25 protein-coding genes are annotated in these 23789 nt (G+C 67.9%); 15 read left to right on the forward strand and 10 right to left on the reverse strand.

Going from position 1 to position 23789, the window contains the following annotated elements; all coding sequences use genetic code 11:
• Nucleotides 1-10 precede the first annotated feature (10 nt).
• Together U5O44_RS10845 and U5O44_RS10850 are read right to left on the reverse strand one after the other, a co-directional pair.
• Nucleotides 11-661, reverse strand: a complete 651-nt coding sequence (locus U5O44_RS10845) for a PilN domain-containing protein (protein ID WP_322588433.1) — start codon at nucleotides 659-661, stop codon at nucleotides 11-13.
• The gene (locus U5O44_RS10850) at nucleotides 658-1737 is read right to left on the reverse strand and encodes a pilus assembly protein PilM (protein WP_322588434.1); all 1080 of its coding nucleotides are present in this window, start codon (nucleotides 1735-1737) and stop codon (nucleotides 658-660) included. The genes U5O44_RS10845 and U5O44_RS10850 overlap by 4 nt, the downstream gene beginning before the upstream one ends.
• 319 nt (nucleotides 1738-2056) lie before the next feature.
• On the opposite strand from U5O44_RS10850, the gene U5O44_RS10855 reads away from it, so the two are divergent.
• Nucleotides 2057-4459 carry a penicillin-binding protein 1A gene (locus U5O44_RS10855; RefSeq protein ID WP_322588435.1) on the forward strand — a complete coding sequence of 801 codons (2403 nt, stop codon included), beginning with the start codon at nucleotides 2057-2059 and terminating at the stop codon, nucleotides 4457-4459.
• 7 nt (nucleotides 4460-4466) lie between these two features.
• Here the strand turns inward: U5O44_RS10855 and cyaY are convergent, their stop codons facing one another.
• Nucleotides 4467-4814 (reverse strand): iron donor protein CyaY, encoded by a 348-nt coding sequence (gene cyaY / locus U5O44_RS10860; RefSeq protein WP_322588514.1) that lies wholly within the window; start codon nucleotides 4812-4814, stop codon nucleotides 4467-4469.
• 54 nt (nucleotides 4815-4868) lie between these two features.
• Between cyaY and lptM the strand changes: the two genes are divergently transcribed.
• The 3 genes from lptM to U5O44_RS10875 all read left to right on the forward strand — a co-directional run bounded on the left by lptM (nucleotide 4869) and on the right by U5O44_RS10875 (nucleotide 7181).
• Nucleotides 4869-5045, forward strand: coding sequence for an LPS translocon maturation chaperone LptM (lptM, locus tag U5O44_RS10865; protein WP_322588436.1), 177 nt, complete (start codon nucleotides 4869-4871; stop codon nucleotides 5043-5045).
• On the forward strand, nucleotides 5042-6331 hold the full coding sequence (gene lysA / locus U5O44_RS10870) for a diaminopimelate decarboxylase (protein WP_322588437.1): 1290 nt from the start codon (nucleotides 5042-5044) through the stop codon (nucleotides 6329-6331). The genes lptM and lysA overlap by 4 nt, the downstream gene beginning before the upstream one ends.
• Nucleotides 6332-6410: 79 nt before the next feature.
• The gene (locus tag U5O44_RS10875) at nucleotides 6411-7181 is read left to right on the forward strand and encodes a ferredoxin--NADP reductase (protein WP_322588438.1); all 771 of its coding nucleotides are present in this window, start codon (nucleotides 6411-6413) and stop codon (nucleotides 7179-7181) included.
• Nucleotides 7182-7397: 216 nt separating this feature from the next.
• On the opposite strand, the gene U5O44_RS10880 is transcribed toward U5O44_RS10875, so the two are convergent.
• Both U5O44_RS10880 and U5O44_RS10885 read right to left on the reverse strand, forming a co-directional pair.
• Nucleotides 7398-7703, reverse strand: a complete 306-nt coding sequence (locus tag U5O44_RS10880) for a c-type cytochrome (RefSeq protein WP_322588439.1) — start codon at nucleotides 7701-7703, stop codon at nucleotides 7398-7400.
• Nucleotides 7704-7894: 191 nt separating this feature from the next.
• A complete protein-coding gene (locus tag U5O44_RS10885) occupies nucleotides 7895-8758 on the reverse strand; it encodes an amidohydrolase family protein (protein WP_322588440.1) in 864 nt (287 codons plus the stop codon).
• A 206-nt stretch (nucleotides 8759-8964) separates the two neighbouring features.
• Here U5O44_RS10885 and U5O44_RS10890 point away from each other — a divergent pair, with 206 nt between their 5' ends.
• The 11 genes from U5O44_RS10890 (at nucleotide 8965) to U5O44_RS10940 (ending at nucleotide 21727) form a co-directional block, all read left to right on the forward strand.
• The gene (locus U5O44_RS10890) at nucleotides 8965-9792 is read left to right on the forward strand and encodes a crotonase/enoyl-CoA hydratase family protein (protein WP_322588441.1); all 828 of its coding nucleotides are present in this window, start codon (nucleotides 8965-8967) and stop codon (nucleotides 9790-9792) included.
• An 8-nt stretch (nucleotides 9793-9800) separates the two neighbouring features.
• Nucleotides 9801-11687 carry a feruloyl-CoA synthase gene (locus U5O44_RS10895; RefSeq protein ID WP_322588442.1) on the forward strand — a complete coding sequence of 629 codons (1887 nt, stop codon included), beginning with the start codon at nucleotides 9801-9803 and terminating at the stop codon, nucleotides 11685-11687.
• Nucleotides 11688-11709: 22 nt separating this feature from the next.
• Nucleotides 11710-12480, forward strand: coding sequence for an SDR family NAD(P)-dependent oxidoreductase (locus U5O44_RS10900; protein ID WP_322588443.1), 771 nt, complete (start codon nucleotides 11710-11712; stop codon nucleotides 12478-12480).
• 111 nt (nucleotides 12481-12591) lie between these two features.
• On the forward strand, nucleotides 12592-13761 hold the full coding sequence (locus tag U5O44_RS10905) for an ABC transporter substrate-binding protein (RefSeq protein WP_322588444.1): 1170 nt from the start codon (nucleotides 12592-12594) through the stop codon (nucleotides 13759-13761).
• A gap of 4 nt (nucleotides 13762-13765) precedes the next feature.
• Complete coding sequence (locus U5O44_RS10910) at nucleotides 13766-14803, forward strand: branched-chain amino acid ABC transporter permease (RefSeq protein WP_322588445.1); 1038 nt, start codon at nucleotides 13766-13768, stop codon at nucleotides 14801-14803.
• Nucleotides 14790-16583 (forward strand): branched-chain amino acid ABC transporter ATP-binding protein/permease, encoded by a 1794-nt coding sequence (locus U5O44_RS10915; RefSeq protein ID WP_322588446.1) that lies wholly within the window; start codon nucleotides 14790-14792, stop codon nucleotides 16581-16583. Before U5O44_RS10910 ends, U5O44_RS10915 begins: the two co-directional genes overlap by 14 nt.
• Before the next feature lie 4 nt (nucleotides 16584-16587).
• Entirely contained in the window at nucleotides 16588-17334 is a 747-nt protein-coding gene (locus U5O44_RS10920; protein ID WP_322588447.1) for an ABC transporter ATP-binding protein, read from the forward strand.
• Nucleotides 17335-17351: 17 nt separating this feature from the next.
• Nucleotides 17352-19157, forward strand: a complete 1806-nt coding sequence (locus U5O44_RS10925) for an acyl-CoA dehydrogenase family protein (RefSeq protein ID WP_322588448.1) — start codon at nucleotides 17352-17354, stop codon at nucleotides 19155-19157.
• A gap of 35 nt (nucleotides 19158-19192) precedes the next feature.
• On the forward strand, nucleotides 19193-19660 hold the full coding sequence (locus tag U5O44_RS10930) for a MarR family winged helix-turn-helix transcriptional regulator (protein WP_322588449.1): 468 nt from the start codon (nucleotides 19193-19195) through the stop codon (nucleotides 19658-19660).
• Nucleotides 19661-19807: 147 nt separating this feature from the next.
• Nucleotides 19808-20737 (forward strand): spherulation-specific family 4 protein, encoded by a 930-nt coding sequence (locus U5O44_RS10935; RefSeq protein ID WP_322588450.1) that lies wholly within the window; start codon nucleotides 19808-19810, stop codon nucleotides 20735-20737.
• An 87-nt stretch (nucleotides 20738-20824) separates the two neighbouring features.
• A complete protein-coding gene (locus tag U5O44_RS10940) occupies nucleotides 20825-21727 on the forward strand; it encodes a DMT family transporter (protein ID WP_322588451.1) in 903 nt (300 codons plus the stop codon).
• A gap of 109 nt (nucleotides 21728-21836) precedes the next feature.
• On the opposite strand, the gene U5O44_RS10945 is transcribed toward U5O44_RS10940, so the two are convergent.
• The 5 genes from U5O44_RS10945 to U5O44_RS10965 all read right to left on the reverse strand — a co-directional run.
• Nucleotides 21837-22250, reverse strand: coding sequence for a type II toxin-antitoxin system VapC family toxin (locus U5O44_RS10945; RefSeq protein WP_322588452.1), 414 nt, complete (start codon nucleotides 22248-22250; stop codon nucleotides 21837-21839).
• Nucleotides 22247-22486, reverse strand: coding sequence for a type II toxin-antitoxin system Phd/YefM family antitoxin (locus tag U5O44_RS10950; RefSeq protein ID WP_322588453.1), 240 nt, complete (start codon nucleotides 22484-22486; stop codon nucleotides 22247-22249). Before U5O44_RS10950 ends, U5O44_RS10945 begins: the two co-directional genes overlap by 4 nt.
• A gap of 68 nt (nucleotides 22487-22554) precedes the next feature.
• A complete protein-coding gene (locus U5O44_RS10955; RefSeq protein ID WP_322588454.1) occupies nucleotides 22555-22956 on the reverse strand; it encodes a type II toxin-antitoxin system MqsA family antitoxin in 402 nt (133 codons plus the stop codon).
• Between the two features lie 2 nt (nucleotides 22957-22958).
• Nucleotides 22959-23255 carry a type II toxin-antitoxin system MqsR family toxin gene (locus U5O44_RS10960; RefSeq protein ID WP_322588455.1) on the reverse strand — a complete coding sequence of 99 codons (297 nt, stop codon included), beginning with the start codon at nucleotides 23253-23255 and terminating at the stop codon, nucleotides 22959-22961.
• Nucleotides 23256-23362: 107 nt separating this feature from the next.
• A partial coding sequence (locus U5O44_RS10965; RefSeq protein WP_322588456.1) for a type II toxin-antitoxin system HicB family antitoxin occupies nucleotides 23363-23789 on the reverse strand: 427 nt, incomplete at its 5' end.

Genomic DNA, 23789 nt, shown 5'->3' on the forward strand with positions numbered 1-23789 from the left:
CACGCCTCCTTCACAGGGCCGGACCGGACGCGGCCAGCGACGCCGACGCAGCGGGCACACCCGAGGCACCGGGACCGGCAGGACGTGCGGCCTGCTCCTTGTCCTGCGGCCGCTTCAGGGTCAGCCGCACCGCGAACTCGAACAGGCGCTTCTGGTCGCGCGCGGTGGTGACGGCCGCCGCCTTGATCTCGACCAGCTCCGGCCGCTCCAGCCACGGCGAGTGGTAGGCGGTGTTGCGCAGGAATTCGGATACCCGCTCATTGGTCTGCGCCACACCCGTGACCGCCACGCCCTGTCCGTCCTGGCGGATCGCGGTCAGGTAGATGCCCTCGGGCACCTGTGCGGTCAGCTCGTTGAGCAGGTGCACGGGCATGTTGCGGTCGATCTGGAAATCCTCGACCACCTTCTGGCGCGCCTTCAGGGCCTCGATCTCGGACTTCAGCGAAGCGATGTCCTTGATCTGGCTCTCGAGGCGGCGGATCTCCGTCTGCAGGAACTCGTTGCGCGAGCGCTGTTCACGCTGCATTTCGCCCAGCACCAGGTACCAGGCGCCCGCGATCAGCGCACCGGCCAGGATCGCCAGACCGACACCCAGGAAAAAGGCCTGCTTGCGGCGCCTGCGCTTCTCTTCCCGGTGCGGGAGGAGGTTGATCAGGATCATTGCAGGAATCTCCGCATCGCCAGCCCGCAGGCCGTCAGGTAGGACGGCGCCTCGCGGCGCAACTTGCTTTCTCGGACCGCAGAGCCGATTTTCATGCCTTCGAAGGGGTTGACCACCTGGGACGCGAAGCCGGTGAACTCGGTCACCCGCTCCTTGAGACCCGGCAGTGTGGCCGAGCTGCCCGAGAGCATCACGTAATGGACCTTGTGATGCGGCGTGCTCGTGAAGAAATACTGGAGGGCCCGGCCGATTTCCTGCGAGAGACTGTCGACGAATGGCACCAGCAGCGTCGACTCATAGTCTTCCGGCAGGTCGCCGGCGGTCTTGCGGTTCTCGGCCTCCTCGAAGGACAGACCGTACTGGCGGGCGATGAGCTGCGTGAGCTGCGCGCCACCGAAGGCCTGGTCCCGGTCGTAGAGGATGTCGTCGTCGCGCAGCACCTTCAGGCTCGTCGCGTCCGCCCCGATCTCGAACAGCGCCACCAGCGCATCACGACCCTGGTTGGGCAGGTTGTCGATGACACGGCTCATCGCCAGCCGCGAGGCATTGGATTCGATGTCCAGCACGACCGGCTTGAGACCGGCGGCTTCGGCCAGACCCTGCCGGTCCTGCACACGGTCCTTGCGCGATGCGGCGATCAGCACCTCGACATCGCCGACCTGGTCCGAGCTGGGGCCGACGACGCAGAAATCGAGGCTCACCTCGTCGAGCGAGAACGGGATGTACTGGTGGGCCTCGGCCTCGACCTGCATCTCCAGCTCCTCCTCGCGCAGACCACCCGGCAGGATGATCTTCTTGGTGATCACCGCCGACTGCGGCATGGCCATCGCCACGCTCTTGGTGCGGGAGCCGCTCTTGACGACCACCCGCTTCACGGCATCGGCCACCTCGTCGAACTTCTCGATCTGACCTTCCGACATCCAGCCCTTCTCGAAGACCTCGCTGGCGAAGCGTTCGACGATGTACTCGCCCGACGCGCTCTGGCTCAGCTCGACCAGCTTGACACCGGAAGAGCTGATGTCCAGTCCGATCAGAGACGCATGCTTGCGGCCCAGAAGGATGTCAAGAAAGCTCACGCAAATCCCCAAAGTCACGTCCGGGGACGTGCCGGACTGTTAATAAACCACTTCAATGCTAGCAACAAAGACATTGAGGGACAAAGATTTTCCCGGATTTTGCATTGCCGCCAGCTTGGCAGTGGCGCGGCGGATGCAGTTCGCCATCCAAGCACAATACAGCGCCCCGGACAAGGCACGATCCGCCCACGTTACAAACGTATCTCGGCGTTTTTGACCAGTTCCTATAATCTGCCGCACGTTCCCGGCCTTTCCGGTCCTTCCGTACATGCGCGACACCTCTCGACCTACTCCGACCGACAGCCCCTCTCCGTCGCCCATGCGCCCACGCCCCGGACTGCGCCTGCTGGCCTGGATCATCGGGCTTCCGCTGGCGCTGGTCATGGCGTTTCTGCTGCTGCTGGGTCTGGCGCTGACCGTGGCCTACCCGAATCTGCCGGAACTCAGCGGTCTGGTGGACTACCGGCCCAAGCTGCCGATGCGCGTGGTGTCCGCGGACGGCGTCGTGCTGAGCGAGTTCGGTGAAGAGCGGCGCAATTATCTGCCGATCAAGTCCATTCCCATGGTGATGCAGGAGGCTGTGCTGGCCATCGAGGACGCGCGCTTCTACCAGCACGGCGGCATCGACTACAAGGGCATCCTGCGGGCTGGCATCGAGAACCTGCAGGACGCCCGCAGCCAGGGCGCCTCCACCATCACGATGCAGGTGGCGCGCAACTTCTACCTGTCCACCGAAAAGACCCTGACCCGCAAGGTGTACGAGGTGCTGCTCGCGCTGAAGATCGAGAGCCAGCTCAGCAAGGAAAAGATCCTGGAGGTCTACATGAACCAGATCTACCTGGGCCAGCGCGCCTACGGGTTCGCCGCGGCCAGCGAGATCTACTTCGGCAAGCCGCTCAAGGACATCACGGTCGCCGAGGCCGCCATGCTCGCCGGCCTGCCCAAGGCCCCGTCGGCCTACAACCCCATCGCCAACCGCAAGCGGGCCGAAATCCGCCAGCGCCACATCATCGGCCGCATGCGCGACAACGGCTACATCACCGAAGCCCAGCACGACGAAGCCCTGGCCGAGACCCTGACCTACCGCACGCCCCGCAGTTCGGGCATCCACGCCGAATATGCCGCCGAGACTGCGCGCCAGATGGTGTTTGCCCAGTACGGCGATGCGACCTACTCGCGCGGACTGATCGTCGAGATCTCGCTGCGCACCGACGACCAGATGCACGCCTACCGCACCCTGCGGCGCGGCCTGCTCAACTTCGAGGCGCGCAAGGCCTACCGCGGACCAAGCGCCTTCATCGACCTGCCGCGCGAGGTGGTCAAGCTCGACGCCCGCGTCGCCGAGGCGCTGGAAGAGCACCCGGACTTCGACGACCTGCGGGCGGCCGTGGTGCTGTCGGTCGAGCCGAAGAAGGTCAGCGCGATGCTGCAGAACGGCGAATCGATCACCGTGACGGGCGATGGCCTGCGCCAGGCCCGGGCCTCGCTGGCGGCCAACGTGGCCCCGAAGATGCAGATCCACCGCGGAGCCGTGGTGCGCGTGATGAAGTCAGCCAAGGGTGACTGGAGCATCGTCAACCTGCCGGAGGTCGAGGGGGCGCTGGTGTCGATGGATCCGCAGACGGGCGAGATCCGCGCCATGGTCGGCGGCTTCGACTATGCCAAGAGCAAGTTCAACCACGTCACGCAGGCCTGGCGCCAGCCAGGGTCGAGCTTCAAGCCGTTCATCTACTCGGCCGCGATGGAAAAGGGCTTTTCGCCCGCCACCGTGGTCAACGACGCCCCGCTGTTCTTCGACGCGGGTGTCACGGGCAGCCAGCCCTGGGAACCCAAGAACTATGACGGTCAGTTCGATGGCCCGATGTCGATCCGGCGCGGGCTGGCCAAGTCCAAGAACATGGTCTCGATCCGCCTGCTCAAGGCGATCGGGCCCGGTTATGCGCAGCAGTGGGTGACCCGGTTCGGGTTCGAGGCCGAGAAGAACCCGCCCTATCTGACCATGGCGCTCGGCGCGGGCGCGGTCACGCCGATGTCGATGGCAGGCGGTTACGCAGTCCTGGCCAATGGCGGGGTCCGGGTCAATCCGGTGCTGATCACCCGCATCACCGACAGCCGCGGACATCTCATCGCCGAGGCCCCACCCCAGAACGGTCAGGACGAGCGCATGCGGGCTATCCCTGCGCGCAACGCCTTCATCACCAGCAGCCTGCTCCAGGAAGTCACCCGCACCGGCACCGCCGCCCGTGCGCAGGCAGTGCTCAAGCGTCCCGACCTCTACGGCAAGACCGGCACCACCAACGACTCGCAGGATGCCTGGTTCGGCGGCTACAACAAGGGCCTGGTCGCCATCGTCTGGATCGGCTACGACACGCCGCGCTCGCTGGGCGACAAGGAAACCGGTGGCGGGCTGGCCCTGCCGGTCTGGATCGACTACATGGGACAGGCCCTGCGCAACGTTCCGGTGAGCGAATACAGCGCACCCGATGGCGTGACACAGGTCGGCAACGAGTGGTACTACACGGAGAACAGCCAGGGCGGCGGCGTGCGCTCGCTGGGGCTGGAAGATGTGGTGCCACGCCCTGCGGCAGAGGAACGCCAGGGCATCCTGGACCTGTTCCGCGACACGGACGGTGTGCCGAGTCCGTCACCGGAACCCGGCGTGCCGACCCGACCCGCCCCGCCCGCGTCGACGTCCGGACCGACCGAGCCGGCGCAGCGCTGAGCCGCGGTCAGTCCGCGGCCGGGTCTGGCGGCGCGAAGGCCAGTGTCCGGCCCCCCTGCGCACTGGCCTGGGCGGACAGCGCGGCAAACAGCTCGCCGCCCGAGCGGGTATCCCGCCAGATGCCGTCCACCCAGCGGTAATGGAATCCCCCGGCGCGGGCCGCCATCCACAGCTCCTGCAGCGGCGGCTGGGTATTGAGGATGATCTTGCTGCCGCCGGGAAAGCTCAGCTCCAGCAGTCCGCCTGTGCGGTGGGTGTCGATGTCGATCACGTCGTCGTCGAGCCAGCGGTCGATGGTCGCCTCGATCGTGGCCAGCGCTGCGTGTGCCCGGCGGGTGTACTCGGCGTCGGTCATGGCACTGGGGACGTTCGGGGAAGGGGTAGGGTCCATGGTCGCTAGAATCCGTCGATGTTCAAAGGCTTGCTGAAAACGAGTTTAGCGCTGTGCGCGGCCGGGGCCTGTGCCCTGCTGCTGTCGGCCTGCGGCCAGAAGGGTCCGCTGACGCTGCCGCCCCCGGACACCACACCGCCCTCCCTCCCCATCCCTGCGGCTGCGGCCGCCCCCGCCTCCACACCCGCACGATGAACCTGCCCGGCTCCCCCTTCCTCGCCCGCGACGCCGCCGGCACCCTCACGCTCGAAGGCCACGCGCTGGCCGGTCTGGCCCGCGAATTCGCCACGCCGCTGTATGTCTACTCGCGCCAGTCGATGCGCGCAGCCGTGGCCAGCTACCAGCACGCGCTGGCGGGACGCCCGCACCTGGTCTGCTACGCGATGAAGGCCAACTCCAGCCTCGCCGTGCTGCAGACCTTCGCCGAAGCCGGTTGCGGCTTCGACATCGTCTCGGCGGGCGAGCTGCAGCGGGTGCTGGCCGCCGGCGGTTCGGCCGACAAGGTGGTGTTCTCCGGCGTCGGCAAGACCCGCGCCGAGATGCGCCTGGCGCTGGAGGCGGGCGTGCGCTGCTTCAACGTCGAGAGCGAGGCAGAACTGGACGTGCTGTCCGACGTCGCCGCCGCGATGGGCAAGACCGCACCGATCAGCCTGCGCGTCAATCCGGACGTGGACGCCAAGACACATCCTTACATTTCCACCGGGCTGAAAGGCAACAAGTTCGGTGTCTCGCATGAACACGCGCTGGCCGTCTACCAGCACGCCGCCCGCCTGCCCGGCATCAAGGTCCACGGCATCGACTGCCACATCGGCTCGCAGATCACCGAGGTCAGCCCCTACCTCGATGCGCTCGACCGTGTGCTGGACCTGGTGGAATCGATCGAGGCGGCCGGCATCCCGGTGCACCACCTCGACCTCGGCGGCGGCCTGGGCATCACCTACACCGACGAGCAGCCGCCCAGCGCGGGCGAGCTGATCGGGGCGATGCTGGCGAAGATCGACGCGCGTGGCCACGGCCACCGCGAGATCCTGATGGAGCCAGGCCGCTCGCTGGTGGGCAATGCGGGTGTGCTGCTGACCGAGGCGCTCTACCTCAAGCCTGGCGAGCAGAAGAACTTCTGCATCGTCGACGCCGCGATGAACGACATGGCCCGCCCGGCGATGTACGAGGCGTGGATGGCGATCGTGCCGTGCCAGCTGCGCGACGACGTGCCGGCCCAGACCTGGGACATCGTCGGGCCGGTGTGCGAGTCGGGCGACTGGCTCGGCCGCGACCGCACGCTGGCGGTGCGGTCCGGCGACACGCTGGCGATGCTGTCGGCGGGCGCCTACGGCATGACGATGGCGAGCAACTACAACAGCCGCCCGCGCGCCGCCGAGGTGATGGTCGACGGCGACCGTGTCACGCTGATCCGCCCCCGTGAAACCGTGGAAAGCCTGTTCGCCGGGGAATGCCTGATTGACGGCACCAGCCGTTTGTGACCTTCTACCGCCATCGGGTATCCTCGATCTTTTCGCGCGACCCCTCCGCGCTGGCCCTGTGCCTCTGCCTGCGACTGCCATGAAAGCCTTCAACGAAGAAACCGTCACTTCGGTCCACCACTGGACCGACCGGTTGTTCAGCTTCACCACCACGCGCGACCCGGCCTTCCGTTTTTCGAGCGGCCACTTCGTGATGATCGGCCTGCCCGTGAACGGCAAGCCGCTGCTGCGCGCGTACTCGATCGCCAGCCCGAACTGGGAAGAGAGCCTGCACTTCTTCTCGATCAAGGTGCCCGACGGCCCGCTGACCTCGCGCCTGCAGCACCTGCAGGTCGGCGACAAGATCCTCGTCGGCCGCAAGCCCACCGGCACGCTGCTGATCGACTACCTGAACCCCGGCAAGCGCCTGTACCTGCTGGGCACCGGCACCGGTCTGGCCCCGTGGCTGTCGATCATCCAGGACCCGGAAACCTACGAGCGCTTCGAGAAGGTCATCGTCGTCCACGGCTGCCGCCAGATGAACGAGCTGGCCTACCAGGATCTGTTCAAGGGCCTGCCGAACCACGAGTTCCTGGGCGAGCTGATCGGCGACAAGCTGGTCTACTGCCCGACCGTGACCCGCGAGCCCTTCGAGCGCCAGGGCCGCATCACCGACCTGATCGAGGACGGCCGGATGTGGAACGACTTCGGCCTGCCGGCCTTCAACCCGGCCGAGGACCGCGCCATGATCTGCGGCAGCCCCGCGATGCTGCGCGACCTGAAGAAGATGCTCGAAGAGCGCGGCTTCGCCGAAGGCAACACGACCACGCCGGGCGACTTCGTCATCGAGCGGGCCTTCGCCGAGCAGTGAGCCTGCGGACTTGGCCATGAAAAAAGCGCGACCGTGGGTCGCGCTTTTTTTAGCTGGATCGCACAGCCCCGCGGCACGGTGGTCGTCCACAGACGCTGTGGATAACCCTGGGGATTGTCTGAGAATTCAGGATTCAAGTCCTTGATGTACAAGGACTTTTCCTAGATTGCCTCATATTTCAGCAATGTGACAGGCCGTGCGGCAGGCCCAGCGTGGTCACTTGACAGCGGCCAGCATGAAATCGAGGGCCGCGCCCACATCCTCGTCGCTCAGCTTGGGATTGCCGCCCTTGGCCGGCATGGCGCCTTTGCCCTTGAGGACCGCCGTCAGCATCGCCTCGCGGCCGGTCTTCACGCGCGGCGCCCAGGCGTCCTTGTCGCCGAACTTCGGCGCGTTGGCCAGGCCGGGCACATGGCACATGGCACAGGCCTGGTTGTAGACGTCCTTGCCTTCGGCCGCCTGCGACAGGCCGGCGGTCAGGGTCAGGGTGGCGGCAGCCAGAACGGGCAACAGGGCTTTCATGGGGTCTCCTCGGAAGTGGGGGTTCGGATGGGCGGCGGTCCACTGCAAACCGCGTGCCGTGCCGTCAACACGCCAGCCCGCGGCGTGGCGGACGGGTACTAACCCGCACCCGGTACATCCGAACTGGCACAGCGCCGCCCGGCGCTGCGTTAAGCCGGTACAGCGGCCGCTGTGCCGTGGAGCGCCCCGATTCAGACGAACCCGAGCAGGCGCTTGGCGTTTTCCTTGAGGATCAGCGGCTTGACCTTGTCCTTGAAGCCGGCCTCGTCGAAGTCCTTCATCCAGCGCTCGGGCGTGATGAGCGGGTAGTCGGAGCCGAACAGCATCCGGTCCTTCAGCAGCGTGTTGGCGTACTGCACCAGCTGCGCCGGGAAATACTTCGGGCTCCAGCCGGACAGGTCGATCCAGACGTTCGGCTTGTGCAATGCCAGCGACAGCGCCTCGTCCTGCCAGGGCCAGCTCGGGTGCGCGATGACGATCTGGATGTCGGGGAAATCGATCGCCACATCCTCCAGCAGCATCGGGTTGGAGTTCTGCAGCCGCAGCCCCCCGCCGCAGCGCATGCCCGAGCCGATGCCCGAATGCCCGCTGTGGAAGATCGCCGGCAACTTGTATTCGGCGATGACTTCGTAGAGCGGCCACGCCATGCGGTCATACGGCAGGAAACCCTGCACCGTCGGGTGGAACTTGAAGCCCTTGACGCCGTGCTCCTCGATCAGGCGGCGCGCCTCGCGGGCGCCCATCTTGCCCTTGTGGGGGTCGATCGAGGCGAAGGCGACCATCATGTCGCTGTTCTCGCGTGCGGCGTCGCAGATCTCCTCGTTGGGGATGCGGCGGCGGCCGAGCTGCGCCTCGCTGTCGACCGTGAACATCACCAGGCCGAGCTTGCGCTCGCGGTAGTAGGCCACCGTCTCGGCGATCGTCGGGCGGCGGTTGGAGCCGAAGTACTTGTCGGCGGCGCGGTCGTACTCCTCGCCATAGTTGTCGAACGGGTTGCGGCACGACACCTCGGCATGGGTGTGGATGTCGATGGCGATCAGGTCTTGGGTGTTCATGGGAGGCCTCGTTGAACGTCTGGGGCAATTTGCTTAAATTTTGTAATCAATCCGAACCAGATCACCAAGGGTTTACCCGCAAAACAGAGATGATTTAAGCCATGTTGCGACGCAGCAAAGGGTTATCACGGGGGCATCCACAGGATCAATTACTTATATTTGTGAATCAAATTTCAGCTTCGCGACCCGCCGATCGCTTGCACGCCATGTCCACATCCGTCACCGACGCTCCGTTCGCCCCGGCCTCGGGCCTGCTGGCCACCCTCGACCTGCTGGAGGTCACCCAGTCCGGCCCGGTCCTGCACATCCGCCTGAACCGCCCGGCCAAGCGCAACGCCATCAACGACACGCTGGTGGCGCAGCTCCACACCGCCTTCGTCAACCTGCCGGCCGACACACGCGCCGTCGTGGTCAGCGGCGCGGGCGACCATTTCTGCGCGGGGCTGGACCTGTCGGAGCTGGTCGAGCGCGACATCCACGGCGCGATCCTGCACTCGCGCGGCTGGCATGCAGCGTTCGACGCAGTGCAGTTCGGCAAGGTACCGGTGATCGCGGTGCTGCACGGCGCGGTGGTGGGCGGCGGGCTGGAGCTGGCTGCGTCATGCCAGATCCGGGTCGCCGAGGACTCGGCCTACTTCGGCCTGCCCGAAGGCCAGCGCGGCATCTTCGTCGGCGGCGGCGGCTCGGTGCGCATCCCGCGCCTGATGGGCATGGCGCGCATGACCGACATGATGCTGACCGGCCGTGTCTTCGACGCCGACCAGGGCGAGCGCTACGGTGTCGTCAACTACCGCACCGCCGATGGCGAGGGACTGGCCAAGGGCATCGCGCTGGCACGCAAGATCGCCAACAACGCCCCGATGACCGCCTTCGCCGTGATGCACGCCCTGCCGCGCATCGTCGAGATGAGCCCGTCGGAAGGCCTGTTCACCGAATCGCTGATGGCTGCCGCCGCCAGCAACACGCCCGAAGCCCAGGACCGCCTGCGCGCCTTCCTCGAAGGTCGCGCTGGCAAGGTGGTCAAGCAGTCATGAGCCCGTCCATGAACACCACCGCCCACTACCGCGACATCCGCGTCGGAGGCTGCACCGACGCGACGCTGGACACCCGTGCCGACGGCACCCAGGTGCTGCGCTCGACCGAAGCACTCGGCTGGTTCCCGCCTCGGCTGACCGATGCCCTAGAACAGTGGGCCGCCGAGGCGCCCGAGCGCACCTTCGTCGCCAAGCGCGTGCGCGGCGGCGACTGGCGGCGCATCGGCTATGCCGAGATGCTGCAGCGCGCCCGCGCCGTCGGCCAGGCGCTGACGGACCGGGGGCTGTCGGCCGAGCGGCCGGTCGCCATCCTGTCGGACAACGACCTCGAACACCTGACGCTGGTGCTCGGCGCGATGTGGGCCGGTGTGCCGGTCACGCCGGTGTCGTCGGCCTATTCGCTGATCTCGCAGGACTACGGCAAGCTGCGCCACATCGCCGAGACCGTGACGCCAGGGCTGGTGTTCGCCGCCTCGCCCGCCTACGGCAAGGCCATCGCCGCCGTGTTCGGCCCCGATGTCGAGGTCGTGCTCACCGAAGGCACGCTGGACGGCCGCACCGTCACCCCCTTCGACGCCCTGCTGGCCACCACGCCGGCGGCCTCGGGCGACGCCGCCCACGCCCAGGTCGGCCCGGACACCATCGTCAAGTTCCTGTTCACCTCCGGCTCGACCAAGCTGCCCAAGGCGGTCATCAACACGCAACGCATGCTGTGCGCCAACCAGCAGATGCTGCGCCAATGCCTGGCGTTCCTGGCCGAGGAGCCGCCCGTGCTGGTGGACTGGCTGCCGTGGAACCACACCTTCGGCGGCAACCACAATGTCGGTCTGGTGCTCTACAACGGCGGCACGCTCTACATCGACGAAGGCAAGCCGACCCCGAAGGGCATGGCCGAGACGCTGCGCAACCTGCGCGAAGTCTCGCCGACGATCTACTTCAACGTGCCCAAGGGTTTCGAGGAAATCGCCTTCGCGATGGACACCGACCCGGTGCTGCGCCGCGCGCTGTTCGCCCGGGCGCAGGCGTTCATGTTCGCCGGGGCCGGCCTGTCGCAGGCCGTGTGGGACAAGCTCGACGCCCACGGCGAGGCCGAGACCGGCGAGCGCGTGCGCATCATCACCGGGCTGGGCATGACCGAGACCGCGCCGTCCTGCACCTTCGCCGTCGGCACCGATGTGCGCTCGGGCCATATCGGGCTGCCGGTGCCGGGGGTCGAGGTCAAGCTGGTGCGGGATGGCGGCGGTGACGCGGCGCTGGCCAAGACCGAGGTGCGCTTTCGCGGCCCGAACGTGATGCCGGGCTACTGGCGTGCGCCCGAGCAGACCGCCGAGGCCTTCGATGAAGAAGGTTTCTACTGCACCGGCGACGCCGTGAAGTTCATCGACCCGGCCGAGCCCACCCGCGGCCTGCTGTTCGACGGCCGCACCGCCGAGGACTTCAAGCTCTCCACCGGCACCTTCGTCAGCGTCGGACCACTGCGCGCCAAGGTCACGCTGGCGGGCGCTCCGTGCATCCAGGACGTGGTCGTCACCGGGCTGAACCGCGACGAGATCGGGCTGCTGGTGTTCCCGCGCGTCGACGAGTGCCGCAAGCTGGCCGAGGCGGACGGGCTGGAAGCCGACGCCTTGCCGGTGCCGGAGCTGATGCACACGCCGGCCGTGCGCGACTTCTTCCAGCGGCTGGCCGACCGCCTCTGGCGCGAAGGCACCGGCAGCGCCAACCGCCCGGCGCGGCTGCACGTCATGGCCGAGCCGCCGTCGATCGACAAGGGCGAGGTCACCGACAAGGGCTCGATCAACCAGCGGGCCGTGCTGCTGCACCGCGCTGCACTGGTCGAGGCACTGTATGAAGGCACCGGCAGCGATCCGTTCGCGATCCTGCCGCGCAAGGGCTGAGCCCAGGTAGAAGGAGACAACCATGCAGATGCAAGGACACAGCGCGATCGTCACCGGCGGTGGCTCGGGTCTGGGGGAAGCGGTTGCCCGTGAACTCGCCCGCCAGGGCGCCAGGGTCGCCGTGCTCGACGTGAACCAGGCCGGCGCCGAGCGTGTGGCCGCCGACATCGGCGGCCTCGCGCTGCGCTGCGACATCACCGACAGCGCCAGCGTCACCGCCGCGCTCGACGCCGCCGAAGCCGCCCACGGCACGGCCCGCATCGTCATGAACATCGCCGGCATCGGCAGCGCCAAGCGGGTCATCCAGCGCGACGGCTCGCCCGCGCCGCTGGAGGATTTCGAGCGCGTGGTGCGGGTGAACCTGATCGGCACCTACAACGTGGTGCGCCTGGCCGCCGCGCGCATGGCCAAGGCCGAGCCGCTGGAGGGCACGTCCGGCGAACGCGGCGTGATCGTCAACACCGCTTCGGTCGCCGCCTTCGACGGCCAGGTCGGGCAGGAGGCCTACTCGGCCTCCAAGGGCGGCGTGGTCGGCATGACGCTGCCGCTGGCGCGTGATCTGGCGCAGTGGGGCATCCGCGTCTGCACCATCGCGCCGGGCCTGTTCGCCACGCCGCTGATGAACGAGCTGCCCGAGGCGGTGCAGCAGTCGCTGGCGGCGTCGATCCCCTTCCCGAAGCGCCTGGGCCAGCCCGACGAGTTCGCCGCACTGGCCGCCCACATCGTCCAGAACGGCCACCTCAACGGCGAGGTGATCCGGCTGGACGGGGCGCTGCGGATGGCGCCACGGTGACGAACCGACACCATTCGGCGATAAACCGACCAGTCGGTCGGGAATATACGCATGGATTTTGACCCTTCTCAACGGCACATTGCCACCACCCACCGGAAACCGGAGGAAGACATGACCCACCCGAAGACCTCGCTCCCCTCGCCGACGCTTCTCAAGACCCTGGTCGCCGCTGCGGCGCTGTGGGCCGTGTCGGGCGTGGCACAGGCCGACATCACCATCGGTGTCAGCCTGCCGCTGACCGGCCCGGCCAGCGGCCTGGGCATTCCCATCGGCAACCAGATCAAGCTCTGGCCGACCTCGATCGCCGGCGAGAAGCTCAAGGTCATCGTGCTGGATGACGCCACCGACCCGACCAAGGGCGTGCAGAACGCCAAGCGCTTCGTCTCCGAAGACAAGGTGGACATCGTGATGGGCTCGGTGGCCACGCCGGTCGCGATCGCCATGGCCGACACGGTGGCCGAAGCCGCCACGCCGCACTTCATGCTGTCGCCCGCCGTGCTGCCCGCCGGCAAGGACACCTGGGCGTTCCGCCTGCCGCAGTCGAACGCCGTGATGTCGCACGCCATGCTGCAGCACATGAACAAGCTCGGCGTGAAGACCGTCGGCTTCCTCGGCTACACCGACGCCTATGGCGAAAGCTGGCTCAAGGACTTCCAGGCCGAAGCCGCCGCCCTGAAGCTGCCGATCAAGGTCATCGCCACCGAGCGCTTCTCCCGCAGCGACACGGCCGTCACGGGCCAGGCGCTGAAGCTGGTCGCTGCCAATCCGGACGCGATGCTGATCGTCGCCTCGGGCTCGGGCGCGGCCATGCCGCACAAGGCCATCGTCGAACGCGGCTTCAAGGGCAAGATCTACCAGACCCATGCGGCCGCTTCGCGCGACCTGATGCGCGTCGGGGGCAAGGACGTCGAAGGCGCCTATGTCGTCTCCGGCCCGGCCGTGATCGCCGACCAGCTCTCGGACACCCACCCGTCCAAGAAGATCGCGCAGGACTTTGTCGCCAAGTACGAAAAGGCCTACGGCCCGAACTCGCGCAACCAGTTCGCCGGTCATGGCTATGACGCGGCCCTGGTGCTGGAGAAGATCGTCCCGATGGCGCTGAAGAAGGGCAAGCCCGGCACGCCGGAATTCCGCGCCGCCCTCAAGGAAGCCACCGAGACGATGGGCCGCACGGTCGTCGCACACGGCGTGCTGAACTACACCAAGGACAACCACTGGGGCTTCACGACCGAGACCGGCGTGATCCTGAAGGTGGTCAACGGCGACTGGAAGGTCGAATAACGCCATGGACTTCTCGATCGCAAGCATTCTGGCCCTGGACGGGGTGACCAACGGCGCGGTCTACGCGCTGCTGGCCACCGCGACGGTGCTGCTGTTCGCCGTCACGCGGGTGATCTTCATCCCGCAGGGCGAGTTCGTCGCTTTTGGCGCACTGACCCTGGCCATGCTGCAGACAGGCCAGGTGCCAGGCACCGCCTGGCTGCTGATGGTCATGGCCGGACTGGTCGCGGCGGTCGAGAGTTTCCATGGCCTGCGTCGCGGGCGACCGGCCGGACTGGTCGCCAAGGACGCAGTGCTCACCCTGGCCGCGCCGCTGGTCATCACGACGGCGGCGATGGTCATGGCACCCATGCAACTGCCGCTGGTGGCGCAGGCGCTGCTGACGCTGGCCATCGTGACCCCGTTGGGCGGGCTGACCTACCGGCTGGCCTATGAGTCGCTGGCGGATGCCACAGTCTTGGTGCTGCTGATCGTCTCGGTGGGCGTGCACTTTGCGCTCCTTGGACTCGGCCTGCTGTTCTTCGGCGCCGAAGGTTTCCGCAACCCGAGCTTCTGGGACACGCGCTTCACGCTCGGCCCGCTGATGCTGTCCGGCCAGACGCTGATCATCTTCATGGCCTCGGCCGCGCTGATCGTGATGCTGTGGCTGTTCTTCGAGCGTTCGCTGTACGGCAAGGCGCTGCGCGCCACGGCCGTGAACCGGCTCGGCGCGCAGCTGATGGGCATCTCCACCGTCCAGGCCGGGCGGCTGAGCTTCACGGTGGCCGCCTTCATCGGCGCGCTGTCGGGGCTGCTGATCGGCCCGACGACGACGGTGTTCTACGACTCCGGCTTCCTGATCGGCCTGAAGGGCTTCGTCGCCGCGGTGTTCGCCGGGCTGTCGAGCTACCCGCTGGCGCTGGTCGGAGCGATCGGGGTCGGTCTGCTGGAAGCGTTCGGTTCGTTCTGGGCGAGTTCTTTCAAGGAGGTGATCGTGTTCACCTCCATCCTGCCGGTGCTCCTGTGGCGTTCGCTGCGTGACCCGCATCATGAGGAGGATTGACGTGGCGGCACGCACACGCTGGTTCATTGCATTCGTGGCGCTGCTGGCGCTGCTGCCGGTCCTGCCGGTTCCCGAGTTCTGGATCACCCAGCTCAACTACATCGGCCTGAACGCGATCGTCTCGCTCGGGCTGGTGCTGCTGACCGGGGTGGCGGGGCTCACCTCGTTCGGACAGGCCGCCTTCGTCGGCATCGGGGCGTACACCGCCGCGACGCTGGCCGTGAACTTCGCCGTCTCGCCGTGGCTGACGGTGTTCATCGGGCTGGCGATCACGGTGCTGGTCGCGCTGGTGGTGGCGGCCGTGACGCTGAAGATGTCGGGCCACTACCTGCCGCTGGCGACCATCGCCTGGGCGCTGTCGCTCTACTACACCATGTCCAACATGGAGACGCTGGGCAAGTACGACGGCATCCTGGGCGTGCCGGCGATGACATTCTTCGGGGAGAGCCTGGCATCGGGCCGGAGCTTCTACTACGTGATCTGGGCCGTGGCGCTGCTGTCGGCGCTGGCGGTGATCCACCTGCTCGACTCGCGCACCGGCCGCGCCATCCGCGCGCTCAAGGGCGGCGTGACGATGGCGGAAGCCATGGGCATCTCGACCTTCCGCTACAAGGTGCAGGTCTTCGTGCTGGCCGCGATGCTGGCGTCGGTCTCCGGCTGGCTGTTCGCGCACTTCCAGCGCACGGTGAACCCCTCGCCGTTCTCGCTGGCCAAGGGCATCGAGTACCTGTTCATGGCCGTGCTCGGCGGCGTCGGCCACGTCTGGGGCGCCTTCACGGGCGCGGCGCTGGTCAAGCTGATCGAGGACCACCTGAAGGACTGGCTGCCGATGCTGATCGGCACCAGCGGCAACTACGAGGTGATCGTGTTCGGCGTGGTGCTGGTGGTCGTGCTGAAGTACGCACCCGAAGGCCTGTGGCCGCACATCGAGCGCCTGTTCGCGCGCTGGATGCCGGACCAGCGCCGCGTGCGCGACTGGGCCGATGCGCCGCCGCTGCCCGAGCGCAGCAAGCCGCAGCCGGGCGAGCTGCTGCTCGACGTGGACAAGGTGCGCAAGCAGTTCGGCGGGTTGGTGGCCGTCAACGACGTGTCGTTCCAGATCCGCGCCGGCGACATCGTCGGCCTGATCGGACCGAACGGCGCCGGCAAGTCGACCACCTTCAACCTCGTGTCCGGCGTGCTCGACAAGACCGCGGGCCGGGTGAGCTTCCGCGGCGAGGACGTCTCGGCGCTGTCGTCGCGGGAAATCGCCCGCCGCGGCATGTCGCGCACCTTCCAGCACGTGAAGATGCTGCCGGAGATGACGGTGCTGGAGAACGTGGCGCTGGGCGGCTACCTGCGCAGCTCGTCGGGCACGGTCAAGGCCATGCTGCGGCTGGACCGCGCCGAGGAGCGCCAGCTGTTCCGCGAAGCCGAGCGCCAGCTGGAGCGCATCGGCATGAAGGACCAGATGCACGAGCTGGCCGGCAACCTGGCGCTCGGCCCGGCGCGGCTGATGGAAATCGCCCGCGCGCTGTGCACCGATCCGGCGCTGCTGCTGCTGGACGAACCTGCCGCCGGCCTGCGCCACAAGGAGAAGCAGGCGCTGTCGGATGTGCTGCGCCAGCTGAAGGCCGAAGGCATGAGCCTGCTGCTGGTCGAGCACGACATGGACTTCGTGATGAACCTGACCGACCGCATCGTCGTGATGGAGTTCGGCACGCGGCTGATCGAGGGCACGCCCGCCGAAGTGCAGGCCAGCCCGATCGTGCGCGCCGCCTACCTCGGCACGGAGCACTGAGACGATGACGACTTCCTCCACCTCCACCACGCCCCTGCTGTCCGTCACCGGCCTGCACGCCGGCTACGGCAAGGCCGAAGTGCTCTCGGGCCTGGACCTGGCGCTGCCGCGTGGCAGCGTCATCACGGTGATCGGCCCGAACGGCGCTGGCAAGTCCACGACACTGAACGCGCTGATGGGCGTGCTGCCCTCGACGGGCAAGATCCTGTTCGACGGCCAGGACCTCGCCAACATCACGCTCGAAGAGCGCGTGATGGCGGGCCTGGCGCTGGTGCCCGAGAAGCGCGAGCTGTTCACCACCATGACCGTCGAGGACAACCTCGTGCTCGGCGGCTGGCGCCAGATGCGCAGCGGCAATGGCCAGTGGCGCGACCAGATCGACGTGGTCTACGACCTGTTCCCACGCCTGAAGGAGCGCCGCGACCAGCTCGCCGGCACGATGTCGGGCGGCGAGCGGCAGATGCTGGCCGTGGGCCGTGCGCTGATGAGCCAGCCCAAGGTGCTGATGCTGGATGAGCCGAGCCTGGGGCTGGCGCCGCTGATCGTGCGGGACATCTTCCGCACGCTCACCAAGCTGCGCGCCACCGGCGTGAGCATCCTGCTGATCGAGCAGAACGCCCGCGCCGCACTGGAGATCGCCGACTACGGCTACGTGCTGGAAACCGGCGCGATCGCGCTGGAAGGCCCGGCGCGTGACCTGGCGGTCGATCCGCGCGTGATCGAGACCTACCTCGGCGCGCAGAAGAAGTAACGCAGCACCTACGCCCCATGAGCACCTGGACCCCGCCCCTGCAGCGCATGCAGTACGTCATCGAGCAGGTGCTGGACGCGCCGGCCTCATGGCGCGCCCAGCCCGACTTCGCCGACCTCGACGCCGACACCGCCCGCGAGGTGCTGGAGCAAGCCGGCCGCTTCGCCCACGAAGTCATCGCGCCGATCAACGGCCCCGGCGACACCGAAGGCTGCCACTGGCACGCCAACGCCGTGAAGACCCCCGCCGGCTACCCAGCGGCGTGGAAGGCCTTCGTCGACGGCGGCTGGCCCTCGCTGCCCTGCGCGCCGGAGGACGGCGGGCAAGGCCTGCCCAGCCTGCTCAACGCGGCGCTGTTCGAGATGCTCGTCTCGGCCAACCACGCCTGGACGATGTACCCGGGCCTGCTGCACGGCGCCTACGAGGCGATCCGCCACCATGCGGTCCCCGAGTTGCGCGCGCGCTACCTGCCCAAGGTGGTCAGCGGCGAATGGCTCTCGACGATGAACCTGACCGAGCCGCAGGCCGGCAGCGACCTCGGCCTGACCCGCACCCGCTGCGAGCCGGTCGATCCGGACGCGCCGGTCGCCAATGGCGCCGCCGTCACCGTCACCGGCAACAAGATCTTCATCTCCGGCGGCGACCAGGACATGACGGACAACATCGTCCACCTCGTGCTCGCCCGCCTGCCCGGCGCGCCAGCGGGGACGAAGGGCCTGACCTTGGTGCTGGTGCCGAAGTGGCTGCCGGACGGCCGGCGCAACGGCGCCTGGTGCGACGGCATCGAGAAGAAGATGGGCATCAAGGGCAGCGCCACCGCCCAGATGCGCTTCGAGAACGCCGAAGGCTGGATCCTGGGCGAGCCGAACGCCGGGCTGGCCGCGATGTTCCTGATGATGAACTCGGCGCGGCTGCACGTCGGGATGCAGGGTCTCGGCCACCTCGAAGCCGCCTGCCAGATCGCCACCCGCTACGCCCGCGAGCGGCTGCAACTGCGCGCCCCAGCCCGCCCGGCCGGCGCCGACCCCGCCCAGTTCAGCCCGAAAGGCCCGGACCCGATCGCCTGGCATCCGGCGATGCGCCGGCAACTGCTCGATCTGCACGCACAGTGCGAGGGCGCGCGGGTCATGGCGTACTGGACCGCCATCCTGCTCGACGAATCGGAACACCACCCCGACGCCGCCGTGCGCCGGGAGCGGCACGACCTCGTCGCCCTGCTGACGCCGATCCTCAAGGCCTTCCTGACCCACCTCGGCCACCACGGCGCCAACGAAGCGCTCGGCGTGCTCGGCGGCCACGGCTATGTGCACGACTGGGGCATCGAGCAGCATGTGCGCGACAGCCGCATCGCGCTGATCTATGAAGGCACCAACGAGATCCAGGCCATCGACCTGCTGATGCGCAAGGTGCTGGACCGGCCGCAGCGGCTGGACCTGCTGATCGACGCCTTCCGCATCGAGATCGACACGCTGCGGGCCACGCCGGACGACGCCGACGGCACGCTGCGCACCTGGGCGGCCACGCTCACCGACGAGGTCGAGACCATCGTCGCGGCCACGGCGGCGCTGCAGGCCGGCCGTGCGGCGGCACCGGACCGGCCCTTCCTCGTCGCCGACGACTACCTGCATGCGCTCGGCCACAGCCTGCTGGCGTGGAGCTGGGCGCGGCTGGCCCGGGCGGCGCTGCACGACACCGACACCGCGCGGCGCGACTGGCTGCAGACCCTCACCCAGCACGGCCGCACCTGGCTGCTGCCGGCCGCACGCTGGCGCTGGCAGCGTGTGGCAGACGCGACACTGACGCTGGGCTGGATCCCGGGGTGATGGGCGCTGCGCCCGGGGGCGGGCATCATGCGGTGATGAGCAGCAGTACCAAGAAACAGATGCCCGCGCAGGGGGTGCTCGACAGTGTCGTCGGCCACCACCTGGCCTGCGCCCGCGTGACGACCCACATCACCTTCCTCAAGCACTTCGGCCAGCCCTACGACCTGCGCCCGGTCGAATACTCGCTGTTGATGCTGCTGGCGGCCAATGCGCAGATGACTCCCAAGCAGCTCGCGCAGTCGCTGGCCCTGTCGGCGCCCAACCTCACCATCCTGCTCGACCGGATGCAGGAGCGCGGCCTGCTGCAGCGGGTGCGCAGCGAGGTCGACCGCCGCTCGCAGCATGTCCTGCTGACCGACACCGGCCGCACGATGGCCGACGAGATCAGCGCCAGGACGCCCGCGATGGAAGCCGAACTCGACGGCTGCCTGAGCCGCGCCGAACGCGCGCTGCTGATCGAGCTGCTGGGCAAGATCGCCCGGCACCAGCCCCCCACACGCTGAACCCTTCTCCGCCGACCGCCTCTCGCCAAGAGGCCCCAGAAAAGCCACTGACAAGCTTCTGACAAGCAGCGGCTCAGATTCGGCCGTTAGGATGTGATGAAATTATCAGTTTTGTCACTTCCTTTGCTTTTCCTGAGGTCCGGCGCGATGAACATCCCTTGGCAAGACCCGCGGCCGGTGCGGCGGTGGACCATGGCGCTGCTGAGCGCGGGGCTGCTCGGCGGCTGTGGCGGCGGCGGCGCACCCGACTCCACTGCAGCCACCACCATCCCCACGGCCACCACGCAAGGGGCCGCCCTCCGCCCAGGGCTCGGGGTCATCAGCTACTGGGGCAGCAACGCCGAAGCCTACCGGCTGCTGCCCACGGCCAGCCTGGCGGTGCTAAATCCGGAGGTGGGCATTCTGGCCACCGGCACCGCGAACACGCCTGTGGCCAACCTTGCCACCTGGCAGCGCCGTTCGGCAGAACTGCGCGCACGCGGCGTGCGCCACCTCGGCTACGTGCCCACCGGCTACTTTCGCCACGACTGCGACCAGGTCGGTGTGTGCCAGACCTGGGCCCGCATCGAGGCCCATGTGGCCACCTACCTGACGCAGATGCCCGACCTCGACGGCCTGTTCTTCGACGAGACCGCACCTACCACCTGGGACTGCACGGTCTTCTCCGCCCAGTACGCGCGACTGCGGGCGCTGGTCACCAAGTACCGCCGCGACGGCTCGCCAGCCCCGCTGCTGGCGTTCAACCCGGGCATCGCCGACGCCTGTGTGCTCGACGGGCTGCAGGCGGGTGAAACCGTGGTCGTCTTCGAGGGCACGGCCGCCAGCCATGCCGAACGCGAGACCGTGTTGACCGCGGTGACGCAACAGGCTCGCCAGCGCGGTCTGCAGACGTGGCACCTCGTCCACACGGCCACGACGTCGGCCGCCCTGCAATCCGTCGTGGCCCGCGCCCGCCAGGCAGACGCCACCTGGATCGGCGTCACCAGCACAGGCGGCCAGTGGCAGGCCAACGAGAACACCTGGGGTGCGCCGCCGCCGTTCTGGAACGAACTGGTGCGGCTGCTGGAAACACCCTGAACCGGGCGGCCCGGACCGCTCCGGGACCGCTCCGCCGGGACGCTGCGATACTGCCAGCCACTGATCCCGCGCGCGCCCCGTTCCCCCATGACACCCCCCACTCCCACCGGCTGGACCCGCCACGCCCCCCTGCTCTTCGTGCTGCTGTGGAGCACCGGCTTCATCGGCGCCAAGCTCGGCCTGCCGCACGCGCCGCCGCTGGGTTTCCTGGCGATGCGCTATGCGCTGGTCGTGACGCTCATGGCCGCCGCCGCCCTGTGGGTGCGGGCGCCGTGGCCGCAGGGCGTACGGGCCTGGGGACACCTGGCGGTGGCCGGGCTGCTGGTGCATGCGGTCTACCTCGGCGGCGTGTTCACCGGCATCTCGCAAGGCTTACCGGCGGGCGTGTCGAGCCTGGTGGTCGGGCTGCAGCCACTGCTGACCGCCGTCGGCGCCGGCTGGGTGCTGGGCGAAGCGGTGCGGCCGAAGCAGTGGCTAGGGCTGGTGCTCGGGCTGGTCGGCGTGGTGCTGGTGCTGTCGTCGCGGCTGGCCGGAGCGGGGCTGGACCTGCACACGCTGGGCCAGATCGTCCACCTGCCCGGCCTGCCCGCGGCGCTGATCGCCCTGCTCGGCATCACCGCCGGCACGCTCTACCAGAAGCGTTTCTGCCCGCGCTTCGACTGGCGCACCGGCGCGGTGGCGCAGTTCCTGCCGTGCCTGCTGCTCACCGGCGCGCTCGCCTGGACCACCGAGGACCGCGCGATCGACTGGTCCTCGGGCGCCTTCGTCTTCGCGCTGTCGTGGCTGGTGCTGGTGCTCTCGCTCGGCGCGGTCGGGCTGCTGAACTTCCTGATCCGCTCGGGCACGGCGGTGAACGTGGCCAGCCTGTTCTACATGGTGCCGCCCTGCACGGCGGTGGTGGCGTGGGCGCTGTTCGGGGAGGCGCTCAGCCCGGTGGCGATGGGCGGGATGGTGATCGCGATGGCGGGGGTGTATCTGGCGCGGAAGTAGCGTGTCCTGGAGGCGGGCGGACCTGTTTCTTTGAGGGCGTCTACCCCGCCCGAACCTCGCTGAGCAACTCCGGGTGCCGGTCCAGCAGCTTCAGCAGCTTCAGCAGCGATCAGGCTGCTTGCACGCGCAGGTGACCCTGTGCCCCATAGGCCAGCAATTTCTGATCGGCGGTGATCAGCATCAGGTCCAGGTGCCGCGCCGTGGCGGCGATGATGCGGTCGGCCGGGTCGCCATGCAGGACACCCGGCAGGCGTGAACTGGCGATGGCGATCAACGGAGACAGCTCAGCCAGTCGAACCCCAGGCAAAGCCAGCACGGCGGCGATCCACTGCTCGGCATCCTGACCCAGGCCCAAGCGCCCCTTGGTGACCAGCATGCCGATTTCCCAGGGCGTGATGGCGCTCAGCCACACCTGCTGATCGGCGCAGGCGTCGTCAATGGCCTTTCGCGCCGCGACCGACAACCGCTCATCGCCTTCGACCAGCCAGACCAGGGTGTGGGTGTCCAGCAAGACACCGGTCATGCCTCGGCGTCCCAGACCTCATCGATCGGCGCGATCAGGTCACCTTGCGACAACACCCGGCCCTTGAGCGCCCCAAACAGCGAGCGGGGCGGCTCGGCCCGAGGCATCGGCACCAGGCGGGCCACGGGTCGGCCACGCTTGGTGATGACCAGCGCCTCCCCGGTGGACGCCACATCGTCCAGCAGTTGCAGACAGCGGGCCTTGAACTCGCCGGCAGGCACAGCGGAAAGCGTCATGTGAGCACCTTCATGGTCATGAATCATGGACACACTGTACATCCGGTGCGTGCGGGTCGGCCCAGTCCCTACCCCGCCCGAACCTCGCTGAGCAACTCCGGGTGCCGGTCCAGCAGCTTCAGCAGCTTCACCAGGGCCAGCGGCGGCCGGGTCTTGCCGGTCTCGTAGCGCGAGAACGCATTGACGCCGCCGCCGAAAATCTGGGCGGCCTCGCGCTGGCCGAGGTCGAGCTTCTTGCGCACGTCGGCGATGAAGCCGGGATCGACGATGGCGGCGTTGACCTGCTTGACGAACTCGGCCACCTGATCGCCAAAGCGGCGAGCCTGGGCCATGTCGAGAACGGACTCGGTGCAGGCGGGGCAGAAATCACCGGTCACGGCCGGGATGGTCGTCGTTTCACCCTTGTAGGTGAAGGGCACGTCGCGGGTGTCATGCACCAGTTCGGCGGCGCCGCAGGCGGGGCATTTCATGGTCACAGCTCCTTGAACGACACGATCAGCACATCCTCGATGACCGTCAGCTTCAGGTAGACACCGCCAACCGCCGTGCGGGGACGGTACACGTCTTGCCAAAGGCGGTGATCGGCGTGAGTGGTCATCGATTTGTAGAAATCCTGCGGGGTGAGGGCCAGGACCGTGGACACGATGCCGTCTTCATCGATTCCCAGCAGTCTTCCTCCGATGACCGCACTCTGGGTCATGTGCACCTTGCCCGCATCGACCAAGGTCTTGACGATCGACAGCTTGCAATGAGGGGTGCGCTTTTCCATGAGCGATGGGATGAAATTAACCAACTAGGTTTTAGTTGTCAAGTGGGTTCATGGGCGAGTCCACCTCAATCGGCTCGGCCATCTCAGATGCCAAGAAGAAGATGCGCTCAAGACACCGAGATGCGCACCTCGCGCCCGAGGCTGCGCGCCGCCGCCTCGATCTGGTCGAATCGCGAAGCGTGGCCCAGATCCAGCAGCCGGTCCACCTGCGGCAGGTGCCAGCCGAGTCGGCGAGCCAGTTCCGATTTCTTCACGCCCTGTTCGGTCATCGCCCGGTACACACCCAGCTTGGCACACTCCAGCGCCGAGGGACGCACGGTGCGCTGGCCCGGTTGCGGCGCACTGGCGACAGGCAGGGGTCGGCGCGCCTCGATGTAGAACGACAGCGCCGTCTCCAGCGCATCGACCGCCTGCAACAGCGCCTCGTCTTCATCGGCGCCGAACATGATGGCTTCGGGCACGTCGGCGAAGGTCACCAGCACGGTGTCGCCGTCGGGGGTCAGGGTCACGGGGTAGTCGTTCAGGTCCAGCATG

Source organism: Sphaerotilus sp., assembly GCF_034519685.1.
In the GTDB taxonomy this organism is placed as follows: domain Bacteria; phylum Pseudomonadota; class Gammaproteobacteria; order Burkholderiales; family Burkholderiaceae_C; genus Sphaerotilus.

Excerpts from the sequence above, each read along its gene's own strand:
- U5O44_RS10845 (WP_322588433.1), bottom strand. The coding sequence starts at position 661 with ATGATCCTGATCAACCTCCTCCCGCACCGGGAAGAGAAGCGCAGGCGC.
- U5O44_RS10855 (WP_322588435.1), top strand. The coding sequence starts at position 2,057 with ATGCGCCCACGCCCCGGACTGCGCCTGCTGGCCTGGATCATCGGGCTT.
- cyaY (WP_322588514.1), bottom strand. The coding sequence starts at position 4,814 with ATGACCGACGCCGAGTACACCCGCCGGGCACACGCAGCGCTGGCCACG.
- lptM (WP_322588436.1), top strand. The coding sequence starts at position 4,869 with ATGTTCAAAGGCTTGCTGAAAACGAGTTTAGCGCTGTGCGCGGCCGGG.
- lysA (WP_322588437.1), top strand. The coding sequence starts at position 5,042 with ATGAACCTGCCCGGCTCCCCCTTCCTCGCCCGCGACGCCGCCGGCACC.
- U5O44_RS10875 (WP_322588438.1), top strand. The coding sequence starts at position 6,411 with ATGAAAGCCTTCAACGAAGAAACCGTCACTTCGGTCCACCACTGGACC.
- U5O44_RS10880 (WP_322588439.1), bottom strand. The coding sequence starts at position 7,703 with ATGAAAGCCCTGTTGCCCGTTCTGGCTGCCGCCACCCTGACCCTGACC.
- U5O44_RS10885 (WP_322588440.1), bottom strand. The coding sequence starts at position 8,758 with ATGAACACCCAAGACCTGATCGCCATCGACATCCACACCCATGCCGAG.
- U5O44_RS10890 (WP_322588441.1), top strand. The coding sequence starts at position 8,965 with ATGTCCACATCCGTCACCGACGCTCCGTTCGCCCCGGCCTCGGGCCTG.
- U5O44_RS10895 (WP_322588442.1), top strand. The coding sequence starts at position 9,801 with ATGAACACCACCGCCCACTACCGCGACATCCGCGTCGGAGGCTGCACC.
- U5O44_RS10900 (WP_322588443.1), top strand. The coding sequence starts at position 11,710 with ATGCAGATGCAAGGACACAGCGCGATCGTCACCGGCGGTGGCTCGGGT.
- U5O44_RS10905 (WP_322588444.1), top strand. The coding sequence starts at position 12,592 with ATGACCCACCCGAAGACCTCGCTCCCCTCGCCGACGCTTCTCAAGACC.
- U5O44_RS10910 (WP_322588445.1), top strand. The coding sequence starts at position 13,766 with ATGGACTTCTCGATCGCAAGCATTCTGGCCCTGGACGGGGTGACCAAC.
- U5O44_RS10915 (WP_322588446.1), top strand. The coding sequence starts at position 14,790 with ATGAGGAGGATTGACGTGGCGGCACGCACACGCTGGTTCATTGCATTC.
- U5O44_RS10920 (WP_322588447.1), top strand. The coding sequence starts at position 16,588 with ATGACGACTTCCTCCACCTCCACCACGCCCCTGCTGTCCGTCACCGGC.
- U5O44_RS10925 (WP_322588448.1), top strand. The coding sequence starts at position 17,352 with ATGAGCACCTGGACCCCGCCCCTGCAGCGCATGCAGTACGTCATCGAG.
- U5O44_RS10930 (WP_322588449.1), top strand. The coding sequence starts at position 19,193 with ATGAGCAGCAGTACCAAGAAACAGATGCCCGCGCAGGGGGTGCTCGAC.
- U5O44_RS10935 (WP_322588450.1), top strand. The coding sequence starts at position 19,808 with ATGAACATCCCTTGGCAAGACCCGCGGCCGGTGCGGCGGTGGACCATG.
- U5O44_RS10940 (WP_322588451.1), top strand. The coding sequence starts at position 20,825 with ATGACACCCCCCACTCCCACCGGCTGGACCCGCCACGCCCCCCTGCTC.
- U5O44_RS10945 (WP_322588452.1), bottom strand. The coding sequence starts at position 22,250 with ATGACCGGTGTCTTGCTGGACACCCACACCCTGGTCTGGCTGGTCGAA.
- U5O44_RS10950 (WP_322588453.1), bottom strand. The coding sequence starts at position 22,486 with ATGACGCTTTCCGCTGTGCCTGCCGGCGAGTTCAAGGCCCGCTGTCTG.
- U5O44_RS10955 (WP_322588454.1), bottom strand. The coding sequence starts at position 22,956 with ATGAAATGCCCCGCCTGCGGCGCCGCCGAACTGGTGCATGACACCCGC.
- U5O44_RS10960 (WP_322588455.1), bottom strand. The coding sequence starts at position 23,255 with ATGGAAAAGCGCACCCCTCATTGCAAGCTGTCGATCGTCAAGACCTTG.